The organism is Mycobacterium senriense, from assembly GCF_019668465.1.
GTDB lineage: Bacteria > Actinomycetota > Actinomycetes > Mycobacteriales > Mycobacteriaceae > Mycobacterium > Mycobacterium senriense.
The window spans coordinates 5,538,094-5,559,423 of record NZ_AP024828.1 but is presented as its reverse complement, the minus strand read 5'-3'; the positions used below and the strand labels follow the sequence as shown (position 1 = coordinate 5,559,423).

Below are 21,330 nucleotides of genomic sequence, written 5' to 3'. Positions count from 1 at the left end.
ACTCCGTGGGCCCAGACCCGAATTAATCGGCGCCGACCCGCCGCGCCCGGCCATGCCGCGCTTGCGATCGCCGCTAAGCTTGCGGCGTGCCGATCCCGACCCCCTACGAGGACCTGCTCCGCCTGGTGCTCGATCAGGGCACGGCCAAGTCCGACCGCACCGGCACCGGGACCCGCAGCCTGTTCGGTCAGCAGCTGCGTTATGACCTGGCGGCCGGCTTCCCGCTGCTCACCACCAAGAAGGTGCACCTCAAGTCGGTGATCTACGAATTGCTGTGGTTTCTGCGCGGCGACTCCAACGTCGCCTGGCTGCACGAGCATGGCGTCACCATCTGGGACGAATGGGCAAGCAGCACAGGCGATCTCGGGCCGATCTACGGTGTGCAGTGGCGGTCCTGGCCGACCCCGTCGGGCGAGCACGTCGATCAGATCAGCGCTGCCCTCGACCTGCTGCGCACCGACCCCGACTCGCGGCGCATCATCGTGTCGGCCTGGAACGTCGGCGAAATCCCGCGGATGGCGCTGCCGCCGTGTCACGCGTTCTTCCAGTTCTACGTGGCCGACGGGCGGCTGAGCTGCCAGCTCTACCAGCGCAGCGCCGACCTGTTCTTGGGTGTGCCGTTCAACATCGCCAGCTATGCGCTGCTGACGCACATGATGGCCGCCCAGTCCGGTCTCGCGGTCGGCGAGTTCGTGTGGACGGGCGGGGACTGCCACATCTACGACAACCACGTCGAGCAGGTGCGGCTGCAGCTGAGCCGCGACCCCCGGCCGTACCCGGAACTCGTTCTGGGCGAACGGGATTCGATCTTCGATTACACCTACGACGACGTCGTCGTAAAGAGCTACGACCCACATCCGGCGATCAAAGCCCCAGTCGCGGTATGAAGCGCGCCGGCCACGAGGCCGGCTCGGGCGGCTCGCAAGCCGGGATCAAGGAGTAGCGCGTATGACCGAGGTGGGCCTGGTGTGGGCTCAGTCGACCTCCGGCGTCATCGGGCGTGGTGGCGACATCCCCTGGAACGTGCCGGAAGACCTTTCCAGGTTCAAAGAGGTGACAGTGGGACACCCGGTGATCATGGGCCGGCGGACCTGGGACTCGTTACCGGCGAAGGTGCGCCCCCTGCCGGGCCGGCACAATGTCGTCCTGTCCCGCGACACCGGCTTCGTCGCCGACGGCGCGCAGGTGGCCGGCACCCTGGAGGAGGCCCTCGCCCACGGCGCGGGCGGCGCCGAGACGTGGGTGATCGGCGGCGAGCAGATTTATTTGCTGGCGCTGCCGTACGCCACCCGCTGCGAGGTCACCGAGATCGAAATCGATTTGCGACGCGACGACGACGATGCGCTGGCGCCGACGCTGGACGACACTTGGGTGGGTGAAACGGGGCAGTGGCTGGCCAGCCGCTCGGGGCTGCGGTATCGCTTCCACAGCTATCGGCGGCCCTCCGCGCACCCGTTCGCGCCCACGGCCTGACCTGACATACTCGGACTCGGGGGCCGGGTCGCACAGCGTCAACCACGCGTTTGGAGAGAAGGGGGAATTGGCAGTGAAAACCGAACCCGTGAAGACGTTCTCTCGAAAATTCATGGGCTACGACGCCGCCGCGGTTGATGCCCACATCGAGATGCTCACCACCAAGCAGCAGCTGCTGCTCGACGACGTCGAGAGCCTACGGGCGCGGCTGCAGGAAGCCGGCGATCAGACCGCCGCGCTGCGCAAAGAGGTGGCCGTGCTCACGGACACCTCGCCGTCGCCGCACGCGGTGCAGCAGCGGATGGCGAAAATGCTGAGCCGCGCGGTCGACGAGGTGGCCGAGATGCAGGCCGAGGCGCGGGCCGAAGCCGATGCGCTGATCGCGGCGGCCGAGGCCGAGGCCGAAGCCGCGGAGCGAAAGCGCGACGAGGTGCTCGCCGACATGGCCGCGCAGCAGAAGGCTCTGGAATCCGAGTACGAGGAGACCAAGGAGAAGCTGGACGCCGAGCTGGCCGAGATGCGCGCCGAAACGCAATCGGCGATCGAGAAGGCGCGCCAGGACGCCGAGCGGGAGTGCGAGCAGCTCCTCGGCGACGCGAAAAAGGGTGCCGACCACTACCGGGACAAGGCCCGGCGTGCGGTGGACGAGGCGACGGCCCAGCGCATCAAGATCCTCGAGCAGCTGATGGGCGTGTACCGCGACCTCGACGAGGTTCCCAAGGCCCTCGAGGCGGCCTACGAGGAACGAAACGACTCGGACGACGAGGGTGTGTTGAAGCCGCTGGACCGCAAGGTCGCCGCGGGCTGAGCCCACGCCGGCCCGCCCGCCACGGGTTGTCGCACCCACGAGGTATTCTCGGCGCCGTGACAACCCGCAGGCTGTCGGCCGCCCAAGCCCGGCGGATAGCCGTTGCGGCCCAAGGATTTACCGATCCCCGGCCCGGTGGCGAGATCACCCGCGCGCACCTGAAGCGGCTGATCTCCAGAATCCAAGTGCTGCAATTGGATTCGGTCTCGGTGGCGGTGCGCGCGCACTATGCCCCGGTGTTCAGCCGGCTTGGCCCCTACGATCGGGACGTGCTCGACCGCGCCGCCTGGGGCCCGCGGTCGTCGCGGCTGCTGGCGGAGTACTGGGCGCACGAGGCCGCGCTGATGGCCGTCAAGGACTGGCCGCTGTTGCGCTGGCGGATGCGCCAGTACCGGCACGGCCGGTGGGGCACCCACATCGTCAAGGCCAACCCGCGGCTGGCCGACGAGATCGTCGCCGCCATCGCCGAGCTCGGACCCAGCACGGCGGGGCAGATCGAAGCGCATCTGGCCGCCGAGCCACGCCGGAAGAAGGGCACCTGGTGGACGCGCAGCGACACCAAGTGGGTGGCCGAGGCGCTGTTTTCCGCCGGAGTGCTCACCACGGCCACCCGGGTGGGCTTCGCTCGCCACTACGACCTGGTGGAGCGGGTGCTGCCGGCCGCCGTGCTGGCCCGCGAGGTCGACGACGACGAGGCGATCCGCGAACTCACGCTGCGGGCCGCCACCGCGCTGGGCGTGGGGACCCAGGCCGACATCCGCGACTACTTTCGGCTGTCGGCCCAGCAGGTCAAGCCTGCGATCGCCGCGTTGATGGCCGCCGGCGACATCGAGCCCGTCGAGGTCGACGGGTGGTCGGCACCGGCCTACCTGCGGGCGGGCCGCACCGTGCCCCGCGCCGACCGCGGCACCGCGCTGCTGTGCCCGTTCGACCCGCTCATCTTCTTCCGCCCGCGTGTCGAGAGATTGTTCGAATTCCATTACCGCATAGAGATTTACACCCCCGCCGCCAAGCGGCAGTACGGCTACTACGTGTGGCCGCTGCTGATGGACGGGCGGCTGGTGGCGCGGGTCGATCTCAAGGCCGACCGCGCCACCAACTCGCTGCGGGTCCTCGGCGCGTTCGGCGAGCCCGACGCGCCTGCGCCCCGGGTCGCCGCGGCGCTGGCCGGTGAACTCGAGTCCATGGCGTCCTGGCTCGGCCTGGGCAGATTCAGCGTCGCCGGGCGCGGCGATCTGTCGGGCGATTTGCGCGTGGCGGCCAAGCGGGTCAGCTGATGCCGGCGTCGACGTCCAAGGAGCTCAGGGCCACGCTGTGGAAGGCGGCCGAGAAGCTGCGGGGCGCGCTGTCGGCCGGCGAGTACAAGGATGTGATCCTGGGGTTGGTGTTCCTCGAGCACACCTCCGAACCGCACTGGAAAGCGTTGGTGGACAACGTCACATTTGATGGCCTCGGCCGCTTGGCCGACGACGCGATGGACGCCGTCATGACGGCGAACCCGGCGCTGGCCGGGACGCTGCCCCGGCTGTACGAAAACCTCGACCCGCGTCGCCTCGCCGAGCTGGTGACCGTGCTCGACGGCGCACGAATCGGCGACGACGGCGGGCGGGCCGGGGACCTGATGGGCGAGGTGTACGAGTACTTCCTGGGCAATTTCGCCCGGGCGGAAGGGCGCCGGGGCGGCGAATTCTTCACCCCGCCCAGCGTGGTGCGGCTGCTCGTCGAGGTGCTCGAACCGACCGGCGGGCGGGTCTATGACCCGTGCTGCGGCTCGGGCGGGATGTTCGTGCAGACCGAACACTTCATCGCCGAACGCGACGGCGATCCCGCGAAAGTCGCCGTCTACGGGCAGGAAAGCGTCGAGCAGACCTGGCGGATGGCGAAGATGAACCTCGCCGTGCACGGCATCGACAACTCGGGCCTGGGCGTGCGGTGCGCCGACACGCTCGCCACCGATCTGCACGCCGGCGTGCAGATGGACTACGTGCTGGCCAATCCGCCCTTCAACATCAAGGATTGGGCCCGCGATGAAAACGACCCGCGCTGGCGCTTCGGCGTTCCGCCCGCGACCAACGCGAATTACGCCTGGATTCAGCACGTTCTGTCCAAGCTGGCCCCGGGCGGCACGGCCGGCGTGGTGATGGTCAACGGCTCGATGTCGTCCAACGCGATGGGCGAGGGCGACATCCGAGCCCGGATCATCGATGCGGACCTGGTGTCGTGCATGGTAGCGCTGCCCACGCAGCTGTTCCGCAGCACCGGAATACCGGTGTGCCTGTGGTTTTTCGCCATGGACAAGGCGCACCGGTCGGGGCAGGTGCTGTTCATCGATGCACGCGGCCTGGGCTACCTGGTGGATCGGACCGAGCGCGCCCTGACCCGCGAGGAGATCACCCGGATCGCTGACACCTACCACGCGTGGTCGGGCGCGGCGTCCGCAAACATCAAAGGTATTGCCTACCAAGATGTTCCGGGCTTTTGCCAGTCCGTGCCGCCGGATGTCATCAGGGCCGCGGGCTACCCGCTGACGCCGGGACGCTACGTGCAGGCACCCACCACTCCGGGCGACGGAGAACCCGTCGACGCCAAGATCGCGCGGTTGACCGACGACCTGCTGGCCGCGCTGGACGAGTCGGCCCGCGCGGAAAACGTGGTGCGTCAACAGGTGAAGCGGCTGCGGTGAAGACCGTCCTGGGTGAGCACCTCGATTTCAGCACCGGAAGCAGCGCCCCGCCGCGAGACTCCGACGGGCGCGTCCCCGTCTATGGCGCCAACGGCGCGATCGGTTACGCCGCCGCCCACAACGCCACCGGTCCCTTGATCGTGCTCGGCCGCGTCGGCTCGTACTGCGGCAGCCTGCGCTACTGCGAGTCCGATGTCTGGGTCACCGAGAACGCGCTGGTGTGCCGCGCCAAAGACCGGCAAGAGACCCGGTATTGGTATTACGCCCTGCAGACCTGCCGGCTGGCCGATCATCGATCCGGATCGGGGCAACCCCTGCTCAACCAGAGAATCCTGAACGAGGTTCCGGTGTGGACCGTACCCGCGCGCGATCGGCGGCGGATCGCCGAACTGCTGGGCGCGTTCGACGACAAGATCGCCGCCAACGACCGGGTGATCGAGGCGTCCGAGCGCCTGATGGTCGCCGTCGCCGAATCGGCACCGGATCGGGTGCGGCTGTCGAGCCTGGCCACCCGGTCGACGGCGACCCGCAACGTCAGCGACTTCGACGCCCGCATCGCCCACTTCAGCCTCCCCGCGTTCGACGACGGGGCGAAACCCCGCCTGGTCGGCGCGGCGCAAGTGCGCAGCGCCAAGCTGCTCCTCACCCAGCCGTGCGTCCTGTTCGCCAAGCTGAACCCGCGGATCCCGCGGATCTGGCACGTGGTGGGCCTGCCGTCGGACATGGCGGTGGCCAGCACGGAGTTCGTCGTGCTGCTGCCGGTCGGCATCGATTCCTCCGCCCTGTGGTCGGCGCTGCGGCAACCCGGCGTCTCACAACGGCTGCAGCGGTGCGCCGCGGGAACCTCGGGCAGCCATCAGCGAATTCAGCCCCGCGATCTGCTGGACGTGTCGGTCCCCGACGTGCGCCGGTTGAGCCCCGAGGCGCTGCGGACGCTCACCGGCCTGGGTGCGCTGTGTCACGCGCGCCGCACCGAAAGCGCGCGGCTGGCGGGGCTCCGCGACGCGCTGCTGCCGTCGCTGGTGTCCGGCACGGTGCGGATCCAGTAAGGCCAGCTAAGGTGAGCGCCGTGGCCGAGATCGCGCCGCTGCGCGTGCAACTGATCGCCAAGACCGACTTCTTGGCGCCCCCGGACGTGCCGTGGAGCACCGACGCCGACGGCGGCCCCGCGCTGGTCGAGTTCGCCGGCCGGGCCTGCTATCAAAGCTGGTCGAAACCCAACCCCAAGACCGCGACCAACGCCGGCTACATCAAGCACATCATCGACGTCGGCCACTTTTCGGTGCTCGAACACGCGAGCGTGTCGTTCTACATCACCGGCATCTCGCGATCGTGCACCCACGAGCTGATCCGGCACCGGCACTTCTCCTATTCGCAGCTGTCCCAGCGCTACGTCCCCGAGAAGGACTCGCACGTGGTCGTGCCGCCGGGGATGGAAGACGATCCGGAATTGCGGCAGATCCTGGCCGCGGCCGCCGACGCCGGCCGCGCCACCTACACCGAATTGCTGGCGAAACTCGAAGCGAAATTCGCCGACCAACCGAATGCGGTGCTGCGGCGCAAGCAGGCGCGCCAGGCCGCCCGCGCCGTGCTGCCCAACGCGACCGAAGCCCGCATCGTCGTGACCGGCAACTACCGGGCCTGGCGCCACTTCATCGCCATGCGCGCCAGCGAGCACGCCGACGTGGAAATCCGGCGGCTCGCGATCGAGTGCCTGCGCCAGCTGGCGGGTGTGGCACCCGCGGTGTTCGCCGACTTCGAGATCTCCACGCTGGCCGACGGCACGGAGGTCGCGACCAGCCCATTGGTGACCGAAGCCTGACGCGTCGACGCGCAACGGCGCGCGTCCACGCGGGTGCTAAATACCTTGCCGGCGCCAGGTAACCTGAACACCGTGAGCACGGTCGGATTTGACGCCCCAGCGCGGTTGGGAACCGTGCTGACCGCGATGGTCACACCGTTTCGCCCCGACGGCTCCGTTGACACCGCCGCGGCCGCCCAGCTGGCCAATCACCTGGTCGACGCGGGCTGCGACGGGCTGGTGATCTCCGGAACCACCGGCGAGTCCCCGACCACCACGGACGACGAGAAGCGGGAGCTGCTGCGCGTCGTGCTGGAGGCGGTCGGCGACCGGGCCCGCGTCATCGCCGGCGCGGGCACCTATGACACCGCCCACAGCGTCCGGCTGGCCAAGGCCGCCGCGGCCGAGGGCGCGCACGGGCTGCTGGTGGTCACCCCGTATTACTCGAAGCCGCCGCAGAGCGGGCTGATCGCCCACTTCACCACCGTCGCCGACGCGACCGCGTTGCCGGTGCTGCTCTACGACATACCGCCGCGTTCGGTGATACCGATCCAGCCCGAAACCATCCGCGCGCTGGCCGCTCACCCGAACATCGTCGGAATCAAGGACGCGAAGGCCGACCTGCACAGCGGTGGCCAGATCATCGCCGAGACCGGCCTGGTCTACTACTCCGGCGACGACGCGCTGAACCTGCCGTGGCTGGCCATGGGCGCCACCGGATTCATCAGCGTTATCTCTCACGTGGCGGCGGGGCAGCTGCGGGAAATGTTGTCCGCCTTCAGCTCCGGAGACATCGCCACCGCCCGCAAGATCAACGCCACCGTCGCCCCGCTGTGCGACGCGATGGCCCGCCTGGGCGGCGTGACGATGTCCAAGGCGGGCCTGCGCCTGCAGGGCATCGACGTCGGCGATCCACGGTTGCCGCAAATGCCCGCAACGCCAGAACAACTCGACGCGTTGGCCGCCGATATGCGCGCGGCCTCGGTGCTGCGTTGACCCGAGGAGTTTCCGAGAAGTGGACGTAGACCTCGCCCCGCCAGGCCCCTTGGCCGTGGGAGGGTTGCGGGTCACCGCTCTCGGCGGCATCAGCGAAATCGGCCGCAACATGACGGTTTTCGAACACCTGGGCCGGCTGTTGATCATCGACTGCGGCGTGATGTTCCCCACCCACGACGAGCCCGGCGTCGACCTGATCCTGCCGGATCTGCGCCACATCTCCGACCGGCTCGACGACATCGAGGCCCTGGTGCTCACCCACGCGCACGAGGACCACATCGGGGGCATCCCGTTTCTGCTCAAGCTGCGCCCCGACATCCCGGTGGTCGGTTCGAAGTTCACCCTCGCACTGGTCGCCGCGAAGTGCCGCGAACACCGCCTCAAGCCGGTCTTCGTCGAGGTGGCCGAGGGGCAGAAGAGCACACACGGCGTATTTGAATGCCAGTACTTCGCCGTCAACCACTCCATCCCCGACGCGCTGGCGATCGCCGTGCACACCGGCGCGGGAACCATCCTGCACACCGGCGATATCAAGCTCGACCAGCTTCCGCTGGACGGCCGGCCGACCGACCTGCCCGGCATGTCCCGGCTCGGCGACGCGGGTGTGGACCTGTTCCTATGCGACTCAACCAATTCCGAGCACCCAGGCGTCGGGCCATCGGAAAGCGAAGTGGGCCCGACGTTGCACCGCCTGATTCGCGGCGCCGACGGCCGCGTCATCGTGGCGTGTTTCGCCTCCAACGTGGACCGGGTTCAGCAAATCATCGATGCCGCAGTAGCTTTGGGTCGGCGGGTATCGTTCGTCGGCCGATCCATGGTGCGCAACATGGGCATTGCCCGCGAACTCGGTTTCCTGCGGGTTGCCGACTCGGACGTGATCGACATCGGCGCCGCCGAGATGATGCCGGCGGACCGGGTGGTGCTGATCACCACCGGCACCCAGGGCGAACCGATGTCGGCGCTGTCGCGGATGTCGCGCGGCGAGCACCGCAGCATCACGCTGACCGCGGGTGACCTGGTGGTTTTGGCGTCTTCGCTGATCCCGGGCAACGAGGAAGCGGTCTACGGCGTCATCGACGAGCTCGCCAAGATCGGGGCCCGCGTCGTCACCAACGCCCAAGCGCGCGTGCATGTTTCGGGCCACGCGTACGCCGGGGAACTGTTGTTCCTGTACAACGGGATTCGGCCGCGCAACGTCATGCCCGTGCACGGGACGTGGCGCATGCTGCGCGCCAACGCCAAACTGGCGGCCCGCACCGGCGTGCCGGAGGAGTCGATCCTGCTGGCCGAGAACGGGGTGAGCGTCGACCTGGTCGCGGGTAAGGCCTCGATCGCCGGCGCGGTGCCGGTCGGCAAGATGTTCGTCGACGGCCTGATCGACGGCGACGTCGGCGATATCACCTTGGGCGAGCGGCTCATTCTGTCGTCGGGTTTCGTGGCGGTGACCGTGGTGGTCGCGCGCGGCACCGGGCGTCCGGTCTCCCCGCCGCACCTGCAGTCGCGCGGATTCTCCGAGGATCCCAAGGCGCTCGAGCCCGCCGTGCGCAGGGTGGAGGCCGAGCTGGAAGCGCTGCTGGCCGAGAACATCACCGATCCGAGCCGCATCGCCCAGGGCGTGCGGCGCACCGTCGGCAAATGGGTGGGCGAAACCTACCGCCGGCAGCCGATGATCGTGCCGACCGTCATCGAAGTCTGACCGGCTAGATCTTTTCGGCGTAGGCCGACCACTCCAATTGCGAGGTTTTGAGTTTGCGGCCGGTGGGCTCGACGTAGCGCTGCGCGAGCTCGTCGGGGCCGGCCTGCTCCACCAGCCGCCAGCCGTACTCGCCGAGGAAGGTGGCGACCTCGTCGGGCTGCAGGCCGAAATGCCACAGCTGCCGCCGCTGGCGCACGGTGCGGTACAGCGTGCGGGTGCCATACCGGTTGGTGCCGTCGATGAAATCCCTACGGATGTAGGTGAACACGAAACGGCTGCCGGGTGCGGTCGCGCGCAGGCCGTCCAGCGTGCGCCGCACCGTCGCCTCGGTGAGGTATTGGGTGACGCCTTCGCAGATGAAGAACACCCGGTAGTCGGTGCGATAACCGTGTTCGGCGAGCGCGGTGAGCAGGTCGTCATGCTCGAGGTTCAACGCCACCAACCGCACCGACAGTGGCGGCTCGCCGAGCACCCGGCGCACCGTCTTGAACTTCCTGGCTACGTTCACCGGCAGATCGACCTCGAACACCGGGATGCGCACCCGCCGCGTCAAAAGGTAGGCGCGGGTGTCCAGCCCCGCCCCGAGGATGACGACGGCGTTGATGTCGTCGAGCGACTCCTTGAGCTTGTCGGCGATAAAGCGCTTGCGGCAGGCCAGATTCGCCCACAATCCCGGACCGGTGAACTCCGAGCCGCGAATCATCAGCCGGCGAACCGGCGCGAACCGGGTCGCGTTGACGAGCCACCGCAGCGGCCCGGGCAGGAAGAGCTCGGCGAAGTCGTCGTCGACCAGGCGGCGTCCGGGCGGCTCGTTCTGCTCGACGGCGGCCAGCACCATCGGGCCAAATGCAGTCTGCGCAACCGGGTTTCGTGCCATGGCGGCTACTTGTTCAGGAATCCCGCGTCGACCGGCAAGGTCACACCGGTGATGTAACGCGCCTGGTCGGACACCAGCCACGCCACCGCGTTCGCGATATCCTCGACGTCCAGCACCTCCACCGGCATGGCGTTGCCCATGGCTCCCGGCGTGTCCGTCGCGGCGGCCATCTTGGCCAGCCACTCGCGGGTGAACTCGTTGTTGATCATCGGCGTCTCGACGCCGGACGGATGGATGGAGTTGACCCGGATCATCTGCCCGGCAAGCAGATTCGCGTAGATCCGCATCAGCCCGACCACCCCGTGCTTGGCTGCGGCGTAGCCGACGGAACCGGCGTCCGGGCTGCCGACCCCGGCCAGCCCCGCGCTCGAACTGATCAGCACGATCGACCCGCCGGTGCCCTGCTTGACCATCGTGGGTATCGCGACCTTGATGGTGTGGTAGACGCCGGTCAGGTTGACGTTGATGACGTCGTGCCAGCCGTCGTCGCCGGATTGCATGGGGGCGATCCCGGCGTTGGCCACCACGATGTCCAGGCGGCCGAACTCGTCCAGCCCCGCCTGCAGCGCCGCAGCGAGCGAGTCGCGGTCGCGGACGTCGCCCTGCCGGGCCACGATGCGGGCGCCGGTGTCTTCCACCAGCTTGACGGTGGCCGCCAGGTCGTCGGCGGTGGCCAGCGAGTAGGGGACGCTGGCGATCTGGTCGCACAGGTCGACGGCGATGATGTCCGCGCCGTCGGCGGCCAGCCGCACCGCGTGCGCGCGGCCCTGGCCGCGCGCCGCGCCGGTGATGAAGGCGACCTTGCCCTTCAGGGGCCCTTGCGACGAGTGGGCCATCAGGGCCGCAACTGTCCTTTGGCCGGGTCGCCCGCCGGGACCGGCTGCAGCATCTTGATGTCGGGGGGGCCGTCCAGGTGCTCGCCGGCCGCGGTGAACATCTTGGTGACCGCGGGCGCGGTGCTGTGCGCCTTGAGCGCCTCGGCGTCGGCCCACTGCTCGACGAAGACGAAGGTCTCGCCCGACTGGTGCAGCGAGTAGATCTGGCAGCCCGGCTCGTCGTGCACTTCTTCGACCGCCCGCGTCAGGATGTCGCGAACGGTGTCGACCGACTCAGGCTTGACAGTCATGGTGGCGACGACGACAACGGGCATTGATGGCCTCCTGGGGCGCGGTGAGGGTAGGTGACGAGCACGACTTCTCGCAACCGAATGTCACCCTACTCACGCGATTTGACGGCCGATTGGCCCCATGCCCGACAAGCCGGATCGTTACCAGTGTGGCGGGTGGTGTAGATGATGCCGTTGCGACTACGCTTGCCGTCATGCCCAGTAAGACCGCCGCCCGCTCCGGAAGCCGAACGAGCAGGTCAAAGGCCACTTCGCGCGCCAGCGGGTCCCGGGGTGGGCGTCCGGCGGCGCCCCGCAAGAAGGTCAGCAAGCCCGCCAGACGGCGTAATCACGCGCCGCTGGTCGGCGCCGGGCTGACCTGCGGCCGCGCCGCGCGCGCCGTCTGGTTGATGGCCGCCCGGGGTACCGGCACCGCGGCCCGGTCGATCGGTCGCGCGCACGACATCGATCCCGGGCATCGCCGCGACGGCATCGCGCTGCTGTTGCTGGGATTTTCCGTGGTGGTCGCAGCGAGCTCGTGGTTCCACGCCGCAGGCCCGGTCGGCACATGGGTCGACACGCTGCTGCGGACCTTCATCGGTGCGGGCGTGCTGGCGTTGCCGGTCGCCACCGCCGCGGTGGCGGTGACCCTGATGCGCACCGAGCCCAACCCGGACGTGCGTCCCCGGCTGATCCTGGGCGCCAGCCTGATCACGCTGTCGGTGCTCGGTTTGCGCCACCTGTGGTCCGGCTCGCCGGGAGACCCCGAAGCGCGCCGCCGCGCGGCCGGTTTCATCGGCTTCGCGATCGGCGGGCCGCTTTCGGACGGGCTGACGCCCTGGATCGCCGCGCCGTTGTTGTTCATCGGCTTCATGTTCGGCCTGTTGCTGCTGACCGGCACCACCATCCGAGAGCTGCCCGTGGTGATGCGCAACCTGTTCCACACCCGCTTCGTCGACGAGGACTACGACGACGAGCCCTACGACTACGCGGACGAGTTCGACGACGACGCCGAGGCGGAGCCCGCCGGCTATCACGACGACGCGTCCTCCGTCCCGGACGAGGCGCCACCGGCATGGTCGCCGGACGACGATGCCCAGGCCGCGCTGCAGGACGACATTCCCACCGTGCCCGAGCCCGCAATCCAGCCCGCCGCGACGCGGGGCCGCAAGCGCGGGCGGTCGGCGGACAAGCACGACACCGTCGAACTGGACCGGGTCGTCGAGGGCCCCTACACGCTGCCCTCGCTGAGCCTGCTGGTGGCGGGGGATCCGCCCAAGAAGCGCAGCGCCGCCAACAACGTGATGGCCGACGCCATCACCGAGGTGCTGACCCAGTTCAAGGTGGACGCCGCCGTCACCGGCTGCACCCGCGGGCCGACCGTCACCCGCTACGAGGTCGAGCTGGGGCCGGGCGTGAAGGTCGAGAAGATCACCGCGCTGCAGAAGAACATCGCGTACGCGGTGGCCACTGAGAGCGTGCGCATGCTGGCCCCGATCCCGGGCAAGTCGGCCGTGGGCATCGAGGTGCCCAACACCGACCGGGAAATGGTGCGGCTGGCCGATGTGCTCACCGCCCCGTCGACCCGGCGCGACCACCACCCGCTGATCATCGGGCTCGGCAAGGACATCGAGGGCGACTTCATCTCGGCCAACCTGGCCAAGATGCCGCACCTGCTGGTCGCCGGCTCGACCGGATCCGGTAAGTCCAGCTTCGTCAACTCGATGCTGGTGTCGCTGCTGGCGCGGGCCACCCCGGAAGAGGTCAGGATGATCCTGATCGACCCGAAGATGGTGGAACTCACACCGTACGAAGGCATTCCGCATCTGATCACCCCGATCATCACCCAGCCCAAGAAGGCGGCGGCCGCGCTGGCGTGGTTGGTGGAGGAGATGGAGCAGCGCTACCAGGACATGCAGGCGTCCCGGGTGCGTCACATCGACGACTTCAACGAGAAGGTCCGCTCCGGTGCCATCACCGCGCCGCTGGGCAGCCAGCGCGAGTACCGCCCCTACCCGTATGTGGTGGCGATCGTCGACGAGTTGGCCGACCTGATGATGACGGCGCCGCGCGATGTCGAGGACGCCATCGTGCGGATCACCCAGAAGGCGCGCGCCGCGGGCATTCACCTGGTGCTGGCCACCCAGCGCCCGTCGGTGGACGTGGTCACCGGTCTGATCAAGACCAACGTGCCGTCGCGGCTGGCGTTCGCCACGTCGTCGCTGACCGACAGCCGCGTCATCCTGGACCAGGCCGGCGCCGAGAAGCTGATCGGCATGGGCGACGGCCTGTTCCTGCCGATGGGCGCGGGCAAGCCGATCCGGCTGCAGGGCGCCTACATCACCGACGAGGAGATTCAGGCCGTCGTGGCCGCCTGCAAGGACCAGGCCGAGCCCGAGTACACCGAGGGCGTCACCACCGCCAAGCCCACCGGCGAGCGCACTGACGTCGACCCGGACATCGGCGACGACATGGACGTGTTCCTGCAGGCCGTGGAGCTGGTGGTGTCCAGCCAGTTCGGGTCGACGTCGATGCTGCAGCGCAAGCTGCGCGTCGGCTTCGCCAAGGCCGGCCGGCTGATGGACCTGATGGAGACCCGCGGCATCGTCGGGCCGTCGGAGGGCTCGAAGGCGCGCGAGGTGCTGGTCAAGCCCGACGAGCTGGCCGGCACGCTGGCGCTGATCCGCGGTGGCGCCAACGCCGACGGGGGAGACCCCGAGGACTAGCGCGCGCGGTCGTCGCTACTCCGATGGCGGCGACCCGCTGCGCCCGGCTACGCCGCGCTTGCGATCGCCGCTACTCCGATGGCGGCGACCCGCTGCGCCCGGCTACGCCGCGCTTGCGATCGCCGCTACTCCGATGGCGGCGACCCGCTGCGCCCGGCTACGCCGCGCTTGCGATCGCCGCTAGAGCCTCAGCAGCATCCGTGAGTTGCCGAGGATGTTCGGCTTGACGTAGCTCAGGTCCAGGAACTCCGCGACGCCGATGTCGTAGGAGCGGCACATCTCCTCGAACACCTCGGCGGTGACCGGCGTGCCCTCGATCTCGGTGAATCCATGCCGTGCGAAGAACTCGGTCTCGAACGTCAGCACGAACAGCCGCTTCAACTGCAGCTCGCGGGCGACCTCGAGCAGCCGGTCGACGATCGCGTGGCCGATGCCGTGTCCGGTCAGCGCCGGGGTGACCGCCACGGTGCGGACCTCGCCCAGGTCCGACCACATCACGTGCAGCGCGCCGCAACCGACCACCTGGCCCGGAACATCCGGGTGCTCGGCCACCCAAAACTCCTGGACAGCCTCGTAGAGCGTCACGAGGTTCTTCTCCAGCAGGATCTTTCCCGCGTACGTGTCGACCAGGTGCTTGATCGCCGGCACGTCGGACGTTCGCGCGCGCCGAACCAGCGGCCGAGGGCGCTGCGGACTTCTGCTCACGGCTAACAGTATCGACATCTCGGACGGGCGCGCTGGTCAACCGTTATTCTGTTGCCGTGTCGGGGCAGCCGCAGACGGGTCCGCTAACTGGACCGCCAGGCCGCGCGAACATCGCCAATCTCGCCAACACGCTGACCCTGTTGCGGCTCGTGCTGGTGCCCATCTTCCTGCTCGCCCTCTTCGGCGGCGACGGCCACCAAAACGGTTTCCGCGTCGTGGCTTTCGTCATCTTCGCGGCCGCCTGCATCACCGATCGGCTGGACGGCCTGCTGGCCCGCAACTACGGCATGGCGACCGAGTTCGGCGCGTTCGTCGATCCGATCGCGGACAAGACCCTGGTGGGGTCGGCGCTGATCGGGCTCTCGATGCTCGGTGAACTGCCGTGGTGGGTCACGGTGCTGATCCTGACCCGCGAGTTCGGGGTCACCGTGCTGCGGCTGGCCGTGATCCGCCGCGGCGTCATTCCGGCCAGCTGGGGCGGCAAGGTCAAGACCGTGGTGCAGGTGCTGGCAATCGGATTGTTCGTGCTGCCCTGGGCGGCAACACCGGGGCCGTTCCGGGTGATCGCGGCGGTGGTGATGGGCGCGGCGATCGTGCTGACGGTGATCACCGGGATCGACTACGTCGTGTCGACCGTCCGGGAAGTGCGCCGCACGCCCGGCTGATTTCGGCGGCACCCGGCGGGAACCAGACCCCCGCCGTCGGCGTTCACCTAATGAGCACCTGCCGGAGGCAAGCTGAGTACGTGCCGCGCAGGGCCGACTGGACGAAGGAGGGCGGGATGCCGCCATTGGTGCGAGAGGTCATCGGCGACGTGCTGCGCGAGGCCCGCACGACACAAGGCCGGACGCTGCGTGAGGTGTCCGATTCGGCGCGGGTGAGCCTCGGTTACCTGTCCGAGGTGGAGCGCGGCCGCAAGGAGCCGTCCAGCGAGCTGCTGAACGCGATCTGCGACGCGCTGGACATCCCGCTGTCGTCGGTTCTCACCCATGCAGGCGAGCGGATGGCCAGCGAGGAGCAGGCGGCCGTCGGCGCTGCCGCGGACGGGGCGAGCGGCACCAGCATCAAGGTCGTCATCCCGCCGGTGGCGTCGTTGGCGCTGGCCTGAGTGCCGGTACCGATCCCGCGTAAGGGGTGGGGCGATCGGCGCCGACCCATTAAATTGAGCGACAGGCGCGGAGCCCCTCAGGCCCCTCCGGGGACCATCCGGATCCTCAAGTAGCGAAGGTGGAGCTAACTCATGGCCAATCCGTTCGTCAAGGCGTGGAAGTACCTCACGGCGCTGTTCAACGCCAAGATCGACGAGCACGCAGACCCCAAGGTGCAGATCCAGCAGGCCATCGAGGAAGCGCAACGCGCGCACCAGGCGCTGACCCAGCAGGCCGCCCAGGTGATCGGCAACCAGCGCCAACTCGAGATGCGGCTCAATCGCCAGCTGGCGGACGTGGAGAAGCTGCAGGTCAACGTGCGTCAGGCGGTGACGCTGGCCGACCAGGCCACCGCGGCCGGTGACGCCGCGAAGGCCACCGAGTACAACAACGCCGCCGAGGCGTTCGCCGCCCAGCTGGTGACCGCCGAGCAGAGCGTCGAAGACCTCAAGACGCTGCACGACCAGGCGCTGGGCGCGGCCGCGCAGGCCAAGAAGGCCGTCGAGCAGAACGCGATGGTGCTGCAGCAGAAGATCGCCGAGCGCACCAAGCTGCTCAGCCAGCTCGAGCAGGCCAAGATGCAGGAGCAGGTGAGCGCCTCGCTGCGGTCGATGAGCGATCTGGCCGCCCCCGGCAACGTCCCCAGCCTCGACGAGGTGCGCGACAAGATCGAGCGGCGATACGCCAACGCGATCGGGGCCGCCGAGCTCGCGCAGGGTTCGGTGCAGGGCCGGATGCTCGAGGTCGAGCAGGCCGGCGTGCAGATGGCCGGCCACTCCCGCCTGGAGCAGATTCGCGCCTCGATGCGTGGTGAGGCCCTGCCGACGGGCGGGACGCCGGCCGCCGGGACGACGTCCGCCGAGAGCGCCGGCGCCCCGGTCCCCGAGAAGCCACTTGGTCAGTAACCGAAGTGTCATGGCGCTGAACGCAACCCAGCACGGGCCTTGGCGCGCGTTGCTGCACCACGGATTGGCCACCGCTGCTGACCTTTCTGACCTGGTGGCCCGCAAGATCAGCGCGGCCGCAGACCCCCGCGCACGGCAGCTGCGCCGCCGTCGCCGTGCACTGCGCTGGGGCGTGATATTTGCAGCCGGGTGTTTGTTCTGGGCTGTGGTGACGATGCTGCTGGCGGCCTGGGGCTGGTTCGCGTTGCTGCTGGAGATCACCGGCGCCATCGCGGTCGCACAGGCCTTTTTGGGAACGCTGTTGCTGGCTCGCTACCTGAGTCTGCGGTCGGAGCCGCTGCCGGCGAGCCGGCCCGCCAATGTCCGCCGGCTGCCGCCGCCGGGTTCGGCCGCGCGACCCGCGATGTATGCGCTGGGCGCCTCGGAACGAGGATTTTCTTCGTTGATGGCCGTGATGGAGCGGGGGGCGATGTTGCCGGCCGCAGAGCTCCGTGACTTGACCGCGGCCGCCAGCAAGTCCTCGGCGGCGATGGCGTCCACCGCCGCGCAGGTGGTGTCGCTGGAGCGGGCGGCACAGACCGCCGAAGCATCGCGATCGTATCTGGTGCCCACCATCAACGCGTTCACCGCTCAGCTTGGTGAAGGCGTCCGTCAGTACAACGAAATGGTCACCGCGGCAGCGCAACTGGTGTCGTCGGCGAATGGTGACGGATCGGCCGCAGCGCAGCACTACCGCACCGAGCTGGCCGGGGCGACCGATCGCCTGGTCGGTTGGGCGCAGGCGTTCGACGAACTCGGCGGATTGCGCGGGACCGGGTAGGCGCCGGGGTCAGAAGGTCGCCTTGAGCGACGGCAGCACCAGCGCCGCCAGGCCGCGCGCGGTGGCTTTGAGCATGTCGAAGAAGTCGAAGTAGTCCCGCCACAACGTGATTCGCCCGTTCTGGACCTCGAACACGCCGCACACCCAGAACTGCAGCCGCAGCGGGCCGAAGATCAGCGCGTCGGTGCGTTCGGTGAGCACCGCGCCGCCGTCGGCCGCGATGCGGTGGATCTTCACCTCGAAGGCGGCGCGGCCCTCCATCTGGCGAAACAGCTTGATGGCCCTGGCCCGGCCGTGGATGGTGGGCAGGCCGACGTTTTCGTAGACGAGATCGTCGGCCAGCGCGGCGTCGGCGGCGTCGTAATCCGCGTCCTGCAGGGCGTTCAGAAATCCTTCGACCGTGCGGGTGTTCGCAACGGTTGTCCCAGTCAGCTCGGTCATCTTGCCAGCGTAGGCGCGTGGCAACCGGGCGCTGTGGCAGGGTAAGCACGATGCGCGTCGCCGTGGTCGCCGGGCCGGATCCCGGGCACTCGTTCCCGGCGATCGCGCTGTGCCGGCGCTTCGCCGAAGCCGGCGACGAGCCAATCCTGTTCACCGGCGCCGAATGGCTGGACACCGCCCGCGGCGCCGGGATCGACGCCGCCGCGCTGGACGGGTTGGCGGCCACCGACGACGACGTCGACGCCGGGGCCAGGATCCACCGCCGCGCCGCGCGGATGGCCGTGCTCAACGTGCCCGCGCTGCGCGAGTTGGCGCCTGACCTGGTGGTGTCCGACGTCATCACCGCAGGCGGCGGCATGGCCGCCGAGCTGCTGGGCATCCCGTGGATCGAACTCAACCCGCACCCGCTCTACCTGCCGTCGAAAGGACTGCCGCCGATCGGCAGCGGGCTGGCGCCGGGCACCGGCATCCGGGGCCGGCTGCGCGACGCCATGATGCGGGCGCTGACCGCGCGATCCGTGCGCACCGGCCTGCAGCAGCGGGCGAACTCGCGCGTCGAGATCGGCTTGCCGGCGCGCGATCCCGGGCCGTTGCGCCGGCTGATCGCGACGCTGCCCGCGCTGGAGGTTCCCCGCCCGGACTGGCCCGCCGAGGCCGTCGTCGTCGGGCCGTTGCACTTCGAACCGACCGACCGGATCCTCGAGATCCCGGCCGGCTCCGGGCCGGTGGTGGTCATCGCGCCGTCGACCGCCTTGATCGGCACCGAGGGCCTCGCCGAGGTCGCACTCGGGTGCCTGACGCCGGGGAAGACCCTGCCGGTCCAGTCGCGGCTGCTGGTGTCGCGGCTGGACGGACCGGAACTGACGGTGCCGCCGTGGGCGACGGTCGGGCTGGGACGCCAGGACGAGCTGTTGGCGCATGCCGACCTGGTCATCTGCGGCGGCGGCCACGGCATGGTGGCCAAGACGCTGCTGGCCGGCGTGCCGTTGGTGGTGGTGCCCGGCGGCGGCGACCAATGGGAGATCGCCAATCGGGTGCAGCGCCAGGGCAGCGCTCGGCTGATCCGGCCGCTGACCGCCGACGCGCTGGTGGCCGCGGTCGACGAGGTGCTGTCGTCGCCGGGCTACCGCGCGTCGGCGCAGGGGGCGGCCGCCGGCATCGCCGACGTCGCCGACCCGGTCCGGGTGTGCCACGACGCGCTGGCGGTGGCCGGATGATCCGCAGCGCGCCGCCCGGGTCGCCTTATGCTTCGGCGGGAGGCACCCGATGAGGATCACCACGACAATCGCCGCCGGCGCCCTGCTGGCGGGCGCGCTGGCCGGCGCGGCCGTCGCGCACGCCGACAGTCCCGAGGAACAGCAGGCCTGCCAGCTGATGGACGATCCGGCCGCCACCCAACAGGGACTCGCGCCGGCCGAATACGCCTTCATGCAGTTGCGCGCCACCATGTCGGCCCAACGCGCGCGCGACGTGATGTCCATTGCGGTCCAAGAGGACTGCCCGAACCACATCATCGATCTGCCGGCCAGCTGGCGGTAGCGCTTCGCGCTCAGGTGTCCGATGCCTGTGGGCTGGGTATGTTGACTGGCGTGCGGCTAACGGAGTTTCACGAGCGGGTAGTCCTGCGCTTTGGCACCACCTACGGGTCCTCGGTCCTGGTGGATCACGTGCTGACCGGCTTCGACGGACGCACGGCGGCCCAGGCCATCGAGGCCGGGATCGAGCCCCGCGACGTCTGGCGGGCGTTGTGCGTGGACTTCGACGTGCCTGCCGAACAGTGGTGATCCCGGCGCACTATTCGTATGCGGGGTACGTGTTCTGCCGCAACACCGTGGCCAGGTGTACGGCGTTGCGGACCGCATTGCCGGTGGCGGATGCGACAGCTTCCGGCACGTCGTCGAGGTCGGTGTAGTCCGTGCCCTGCATGGCCTCGCCGTTCCAATAGGTGCAGCCCTGCGCGGCGATCGAGAATCCAATGTCATTGAGCGCCTGAAACAGGTCGGCGACGATCTTGTGCGCGCCGTCCTCGTTGCCCACGACCGCGGCCAGGGCCACCTTGCCCACCATCGCCGGCCGTCCCGCGTCGTCAGTGTCGGACAGTTCGGCGTCGAGGCGCTCCAGGACGCGCTGCGCCACGCTGGACATGTGACCGACCCAGGTGGGTGTTGACAGGACGAGGATGTCGGCCGCCTTGATCTTGTTCAACAGCGCCGGCCACTCATCGCCCGGCCCCATGTCGGCTTCGACGCCGGGCAGCAGGGTCAGGTCGACGCATCGCACCGTCTCACCCTCGACGCCCGCGCTTCGCAGCTGGTCGAGCACCTGCTCGGCGAGCAGTTCGCTGCTGGACGGCGCCGGGCGCTTCTTCAACGAGCAGACCAGGGCGATGGCGCGCAAAGGTTGCGCTGCGGCTGAGGACATGTGGGCCAGATACCCTGACGCGCCGACGGCAAACGACGCCCGCTTCGTCTGCCCTACCACCGTGTCCGATGCAGCCCGCAGTCGCCGCACAGCGAGCCCGCGGGCAGCCGGTAAAAAAGGCAGCAGCTGCGACGCCGGAAGACCAGCTGCGGCCCGCGCAGGACACCGGATCCGGCCATCATCCCGGTGTCCAGCAGCAACCGGGTCGTCTGCACAATCGCCGACCGCAGGTCGGGCCGCGCCGAAAGCAGCGCCTGCGCGGCTCCGACCAGCGCGGATGCGATGTTGCCCGCGAGCAGGGCGGGTGCCAGCCTGACCGGTAGGCCGGCGGCGAGCGGCCGCATGTGTTCGGTCACCACGATGCGATACAGCACCTCGGGCGCGGGCGAGGTGATGGATTCTCCGAGCGGTTGGGGCAGCCGTAGCTGTGCGCCGCCATCGGCGCGTTGCAGGTTTTCGAGGTCGGGCACGACGCCGTGACCGATCGCGCATGCGAGCACCGGTGACCACAGCCGGGTGGCGTGGCCGAGGTGAACCAGTGAGGCGCCGATCCGCAGGTCGTTCGTGCGGTAGCGCCGGACGGTGGCGTCGATCAGGTCGGCGCAGCCATCGGTGTAGGACCGTCCAACCGGATGCCATCCCGTCGCGTCACCACCCACGGTTAGCGCGAAAAAGCCCCCATAGGAAGCGATTTCGGCTAGCTCGGCGGAGATGTCCATTGTTTT

24 protein-coding genes are annotated in these 21,330 nt (G+C 69.2%); 17 read left to right on the top strand and 7 right to left on the bottom strand.

Annotation, left to right across the window (positions count from 1 at the left end; translation table 11 throughout):
• The first annotated feature begins 86 nt into the window (after positions 1-86).
• The 9 genes from MTY59_RS25960 (at position 87) to MTY59_RS25920 (ending at position 9,457) form a co-directional block, all read left to right on the top strand.
• On the top strand, positions 87-887 hold the full coding sequence (locus tag MTY59_RS25960) for a thymidylate synthase (protein ID WP_221043689.1): 801 nt from the start codon (positions 87-89) through the stop codon (positions 885-887).
• Positions 888-948: 61 nt separating this feature from the next.
• The gene (locus MTY59_RS25955) at positions 949-1,473 is read left to right on the top strand and encodes a dihydrofolate reductase (protein WP_221043688.1); all 525 of its coding nucleotides are present in this window, start codon (positions 949-951) and stop codon (positions 1,471-1,473) included.
• A 73-nt stretch (positions 1,474-1,546) separates the two neighbouring features.
• Positions 1,547-2,281 (top strand): cell division protein DivIVA, encoded by a 735-nt coding sequence (locus MTY59_RS25950; RefSeq protein ID WP_221043687.1) that lies wholly within the window; start codon positions 1,547-1,549, stop codon positions 2,279-2,281.
• A 26-nt stretch (positions 2,282-2,307) separates the two neighbouring features.
• Positions 2,308-3,558, top strand: a complete 1,251-nt coding sequence (locus tag MTY59_RS25945; RefSeq protein ID WP_221043686.1) for a winged helix-turn-helix domain-containing protein — start codon at positions 2,308-2,310, stop codon at positions 3,556-3,558.
• Entirely contained in the window at positions 3,558-4,964 is a 1,407-nt protein-coding gene (locus MTY59_RS25940) for a class I SAM-dependent DNA methyltransferase (protein WP_221043685.1), read from the top strand. Before MTY59_RS25945 ends, MTY59_RS25940 begins: the two co-directional genes overlap by 1 nt.
• Positions 4,961-6,013 carry a restriction endonuclease subunit S gene (locus MTY59_RS25935; protein ID WP_221043684.1) on the top strand — a complete coding sequence of 351 codons (1,053 nt, stop codon included), beginning with the start codon at positions 4,961-4,963 and terminating at the stop codon, positions 6,011-6,013. The genes MTY59_RS25940 and MTY59_RS25935 overlap by 4 nt, the downstream gene beginning before the upstream one ends.
• A gap of 20 nt (positions 6,014-6,033) precedes the next feature.
• Positions 6,034-6,786, top strand: a complete 753-nt coding sequence (gene thyX, locus MTY59_RS25930; RefSeq protein ID WP_221043683.1) for an FAD-dependent thymidylate synthase — start codon at positions 6,034-6,036, stop codon at positions 6,784-6,786.
• Between the two features lie 72 nt (positions 6,787-6,858).
• Entirely contained in the window at positions 6,859-7,761 is a 903-nt protein-coding gene (gene dapA / locus MTY59_RS25925; protein WP_221043682.1) for a 4-hydroxy-tetrahydrodipicolinate synthase, read from the top strand.
• Positions 7,762-7,780: 19 nt separating this feature from the next.
• Complete coding sequence (locus tag MTY59_RS25920) at positions 7,781-9,457, top strand: ribonuclease J (RefSeq protein WP_221043681.1); 1,677 nt, start codon at positions 7,781-7,783, stop codon at positions 9,455-9,457.
• Between the two features lie 4 nt (positions 9,458-9,461).
• On the opposite strand, the gene MTY59_RS25915 is transcribed toward MTY59_RS25920, so the two are convergent.
• The 3 genes from MTY59_RS25915 to MTY59_RS25905 are packed head-to-tail and all read right to left on the bottom strand — an operon-like array spanning position 9,462 to position 11,484.
• Positions 9,462-10,334, bottom strand: coding sequence for an SAM-dependent methyltransferase (locus tag MTY59_RS25915; RefSeq protein WP_221043680.1), 873 nt, complete (start codon positions 10,332-10,334; stop codon positions 9,462-9,464).
• A 5-nt stretch (positions 10,335-10,339) separates the two neighbouring features.
• Complete coding sequence (locus MTY59_RS25910; RefSeq protein WP_221043679.1) at positions 10,340-11,170, bottom strand: mycofactocin-coupled SDR family oxidoreductase; 831 nt, start codon at positions 11,168-11,170, stop codon at positions 10,340-10,342.
• On the bottom strand, positions 11,170-11,484 hold the full coding sequence (locus MTY59_RS25905; RefSeq protein WP_221043678.1) for a putative quinol monooxygenase: 315 nt from the start codon (positions 11,482-11,484) through the stop codon (positions 11,170-11,172). The genes MTY59_RS25910 and MTY59_RS25905 overlap by 1 nt, the downstream gene beginning before the upstream one ends.
• A 170-nt stretch (positions 11,485-11,654) precedes the next feature.
• On the opposite strand from MTY59_RS25905, the gene MTY59_RS25900 reads away from it, so the two are divergent.
• Positions 11,655-14,165 (top strand): FtsK/SpoIIIE family DNA translocase, encoded by a 2,511-nt coding sequence (locus MTY59_RS25900; protein WP_415823020.1) that lies wholly within the window; start codon positions 11,655-11,657, stop codon positions 14,163-14,165.
• A 180-nt stretch (positions 14,166-14,345) separates the two neighbouring features.
• Here MTY59_RS25900 and MTY59_RS25895 read toward each other — a convergent pair whose 3' ends face one another.
• Positions 14,346-14,888: an amino-acid N-acetyltransferase gene (locus MTY59_RS25895; RefSeq protein ID WP_415823019.1), complete on the bottom strand. Its 543-nt coding sequence runs from the start codon at positions 14,886-14,888 to the stop codon at positions 14,346-14,348.
• A 38-nt stretch (positions 14,889-14,926) separates the two neighbouring features.
• Between MTY59_RS25895 and pgsA the strand changes: the two genes are divergently transcribed.
• From pgsA to pspM, 4 genes are all read left to right on the top strand, one after another.
• Positions 14,927-15,535 (top strand): CDP-diacylglycerol--glycerol-3-phosphate 3-phosphatidyltransferase, encoded by a 609-nt coding sequence (gene pgsA, locus MTY59_RS25890; protein ID WP_221043675.1) that lies wholly within the window; start codon positions 14,927-14,929, stop codon positions 15,533-15,535.
• Positions 15,536-15,651: 116 nt separating this feature from the next.
• Complete coding sequence (gene clgR / locus MTY59_RS25885; protein WP_221043674.1) at positions 15,652-15,978, top strand: transcriptional regulator ClgR; 327 nt, start codon at positions 15,652-15,654, stop codon at positions 15,976-15,978.
• Positions 15,979-16,110: 132 nt separating this feature from the next.
• Positions 16,111-16,923: a phage shock protein PspA gene (gene pspA / locus MTY59_RS25880; RefSeq protein WP_221043673.1), complete on the top strand. Its 813-nt coding sequence runs from the start codon at positions 16,111-16,113 to the stop codon at positions 16,921-16,923.
• A gap of 10 nt (positions 16,924-16,933) precedes the next feature.
• A complete protein-coding gene (gene pspM / locus MTY59_RS25875) occupies positions 16,934-17,743 on the top strand; it encodes a phage shock envelope stress response protein PspM (protein ID WP_221043672.1) in 810 nt (269 codons plus the stop codon).
• Positions 17,744-17,752: 9 nt separating this feature from the next.
• Here pspM and MTY59_RS25870 read toward each other — a convergent pair whose 3' ends face one another.
• Positions 17,753-18,184, bottom strand: coding sequence for a limonene-1,2-epoxide hydrolase family protein (locus tag MTY59_RS25870; RefSeq protein ID WP_044485002.1), 432 nt, complete (start codon positions 18,182-18,184; stop codon positions 17,753-17,755).
• A 50-nt stretch (positions 18,185-18,234) separates the two neighbouring features.
• On the opposite strand from MTY59_RS25870, the gene MTY59_RS25865 reads away from it, so the two are divergent.
• The 3 genes from MTY59_RS25865 to MTY59_RS25855 are packed head-to-tail and all read left to right on the top strand — an operon-like array spanning position 18,235 to position 19,968.
• Positions 18,235-19,401, top strand: coding sequence for a glycosyltransferase (locus MTY59_RS25865; RefSeq protein WP_221043671.1), 1,167 nt, complete (start codon positions 18,235-18,237; stop codon positions 19,399-19,401).
• A 49-nt stretch (positions 19,402-19,450) separates the two neighbouring features.
• Positions 19,451-19,723, top strand: coding sequence for a hypothetical protein (locus MTY59_RS25860; RefSeq protein WP_221043670.1), 273 nt, complete (start codon positions 19,451-19,453; stop codon positions 19,721-19,723).
• A gap of 50 nt (positions 19,724-19,773) precedes the next feature.
• Positions 19,774-19,968 carry a DUF3046 domain-containing protein gene (locus MTY59_RS25855; RefSeq protein WP_415823016.1) on the top strand — a complete coding sequence of 65 codons (195 nt, stop codon included), beginning with the start codon at positions 19,774-19,776 and terminating at the stop codon, positions 19,966-19,968.
• A gap of 10 nt (positions 19,969-19,978) precedes the next feature.
• Here the strand turns inward: MTY59_RS25855 and MTY59_RS25850 are convergent, their stop codons facing one another.
• The gene (locus tag MTY59_RS25850; protein WP_221043668.1) at positions 19,979-20,605 is read right to left on the bottom strand and encodes a flavodoxin family protein; all 627 of its coding nucleotides are present in this window, start codon (positions 20,603-20,605) and stop codon (positions 19,979-19,981) included.
• A 53-nt stretch (positions 20,606-20,658) separates the two neighbouring features.
• Positions 20,659-21,324 (bottom strand): (2Fe-2S)-binding protein, encoded by a 666-nt coding sequence (locus tag MTY59_RS25845; RefSeq protein WP_221043667.1) that lies wholly within the window; start codon positions 21,322-21,324, stop codon positions 20,659-20,661.
• Positions 21,325-21,330: the final 6 nt, after the last annotated feature.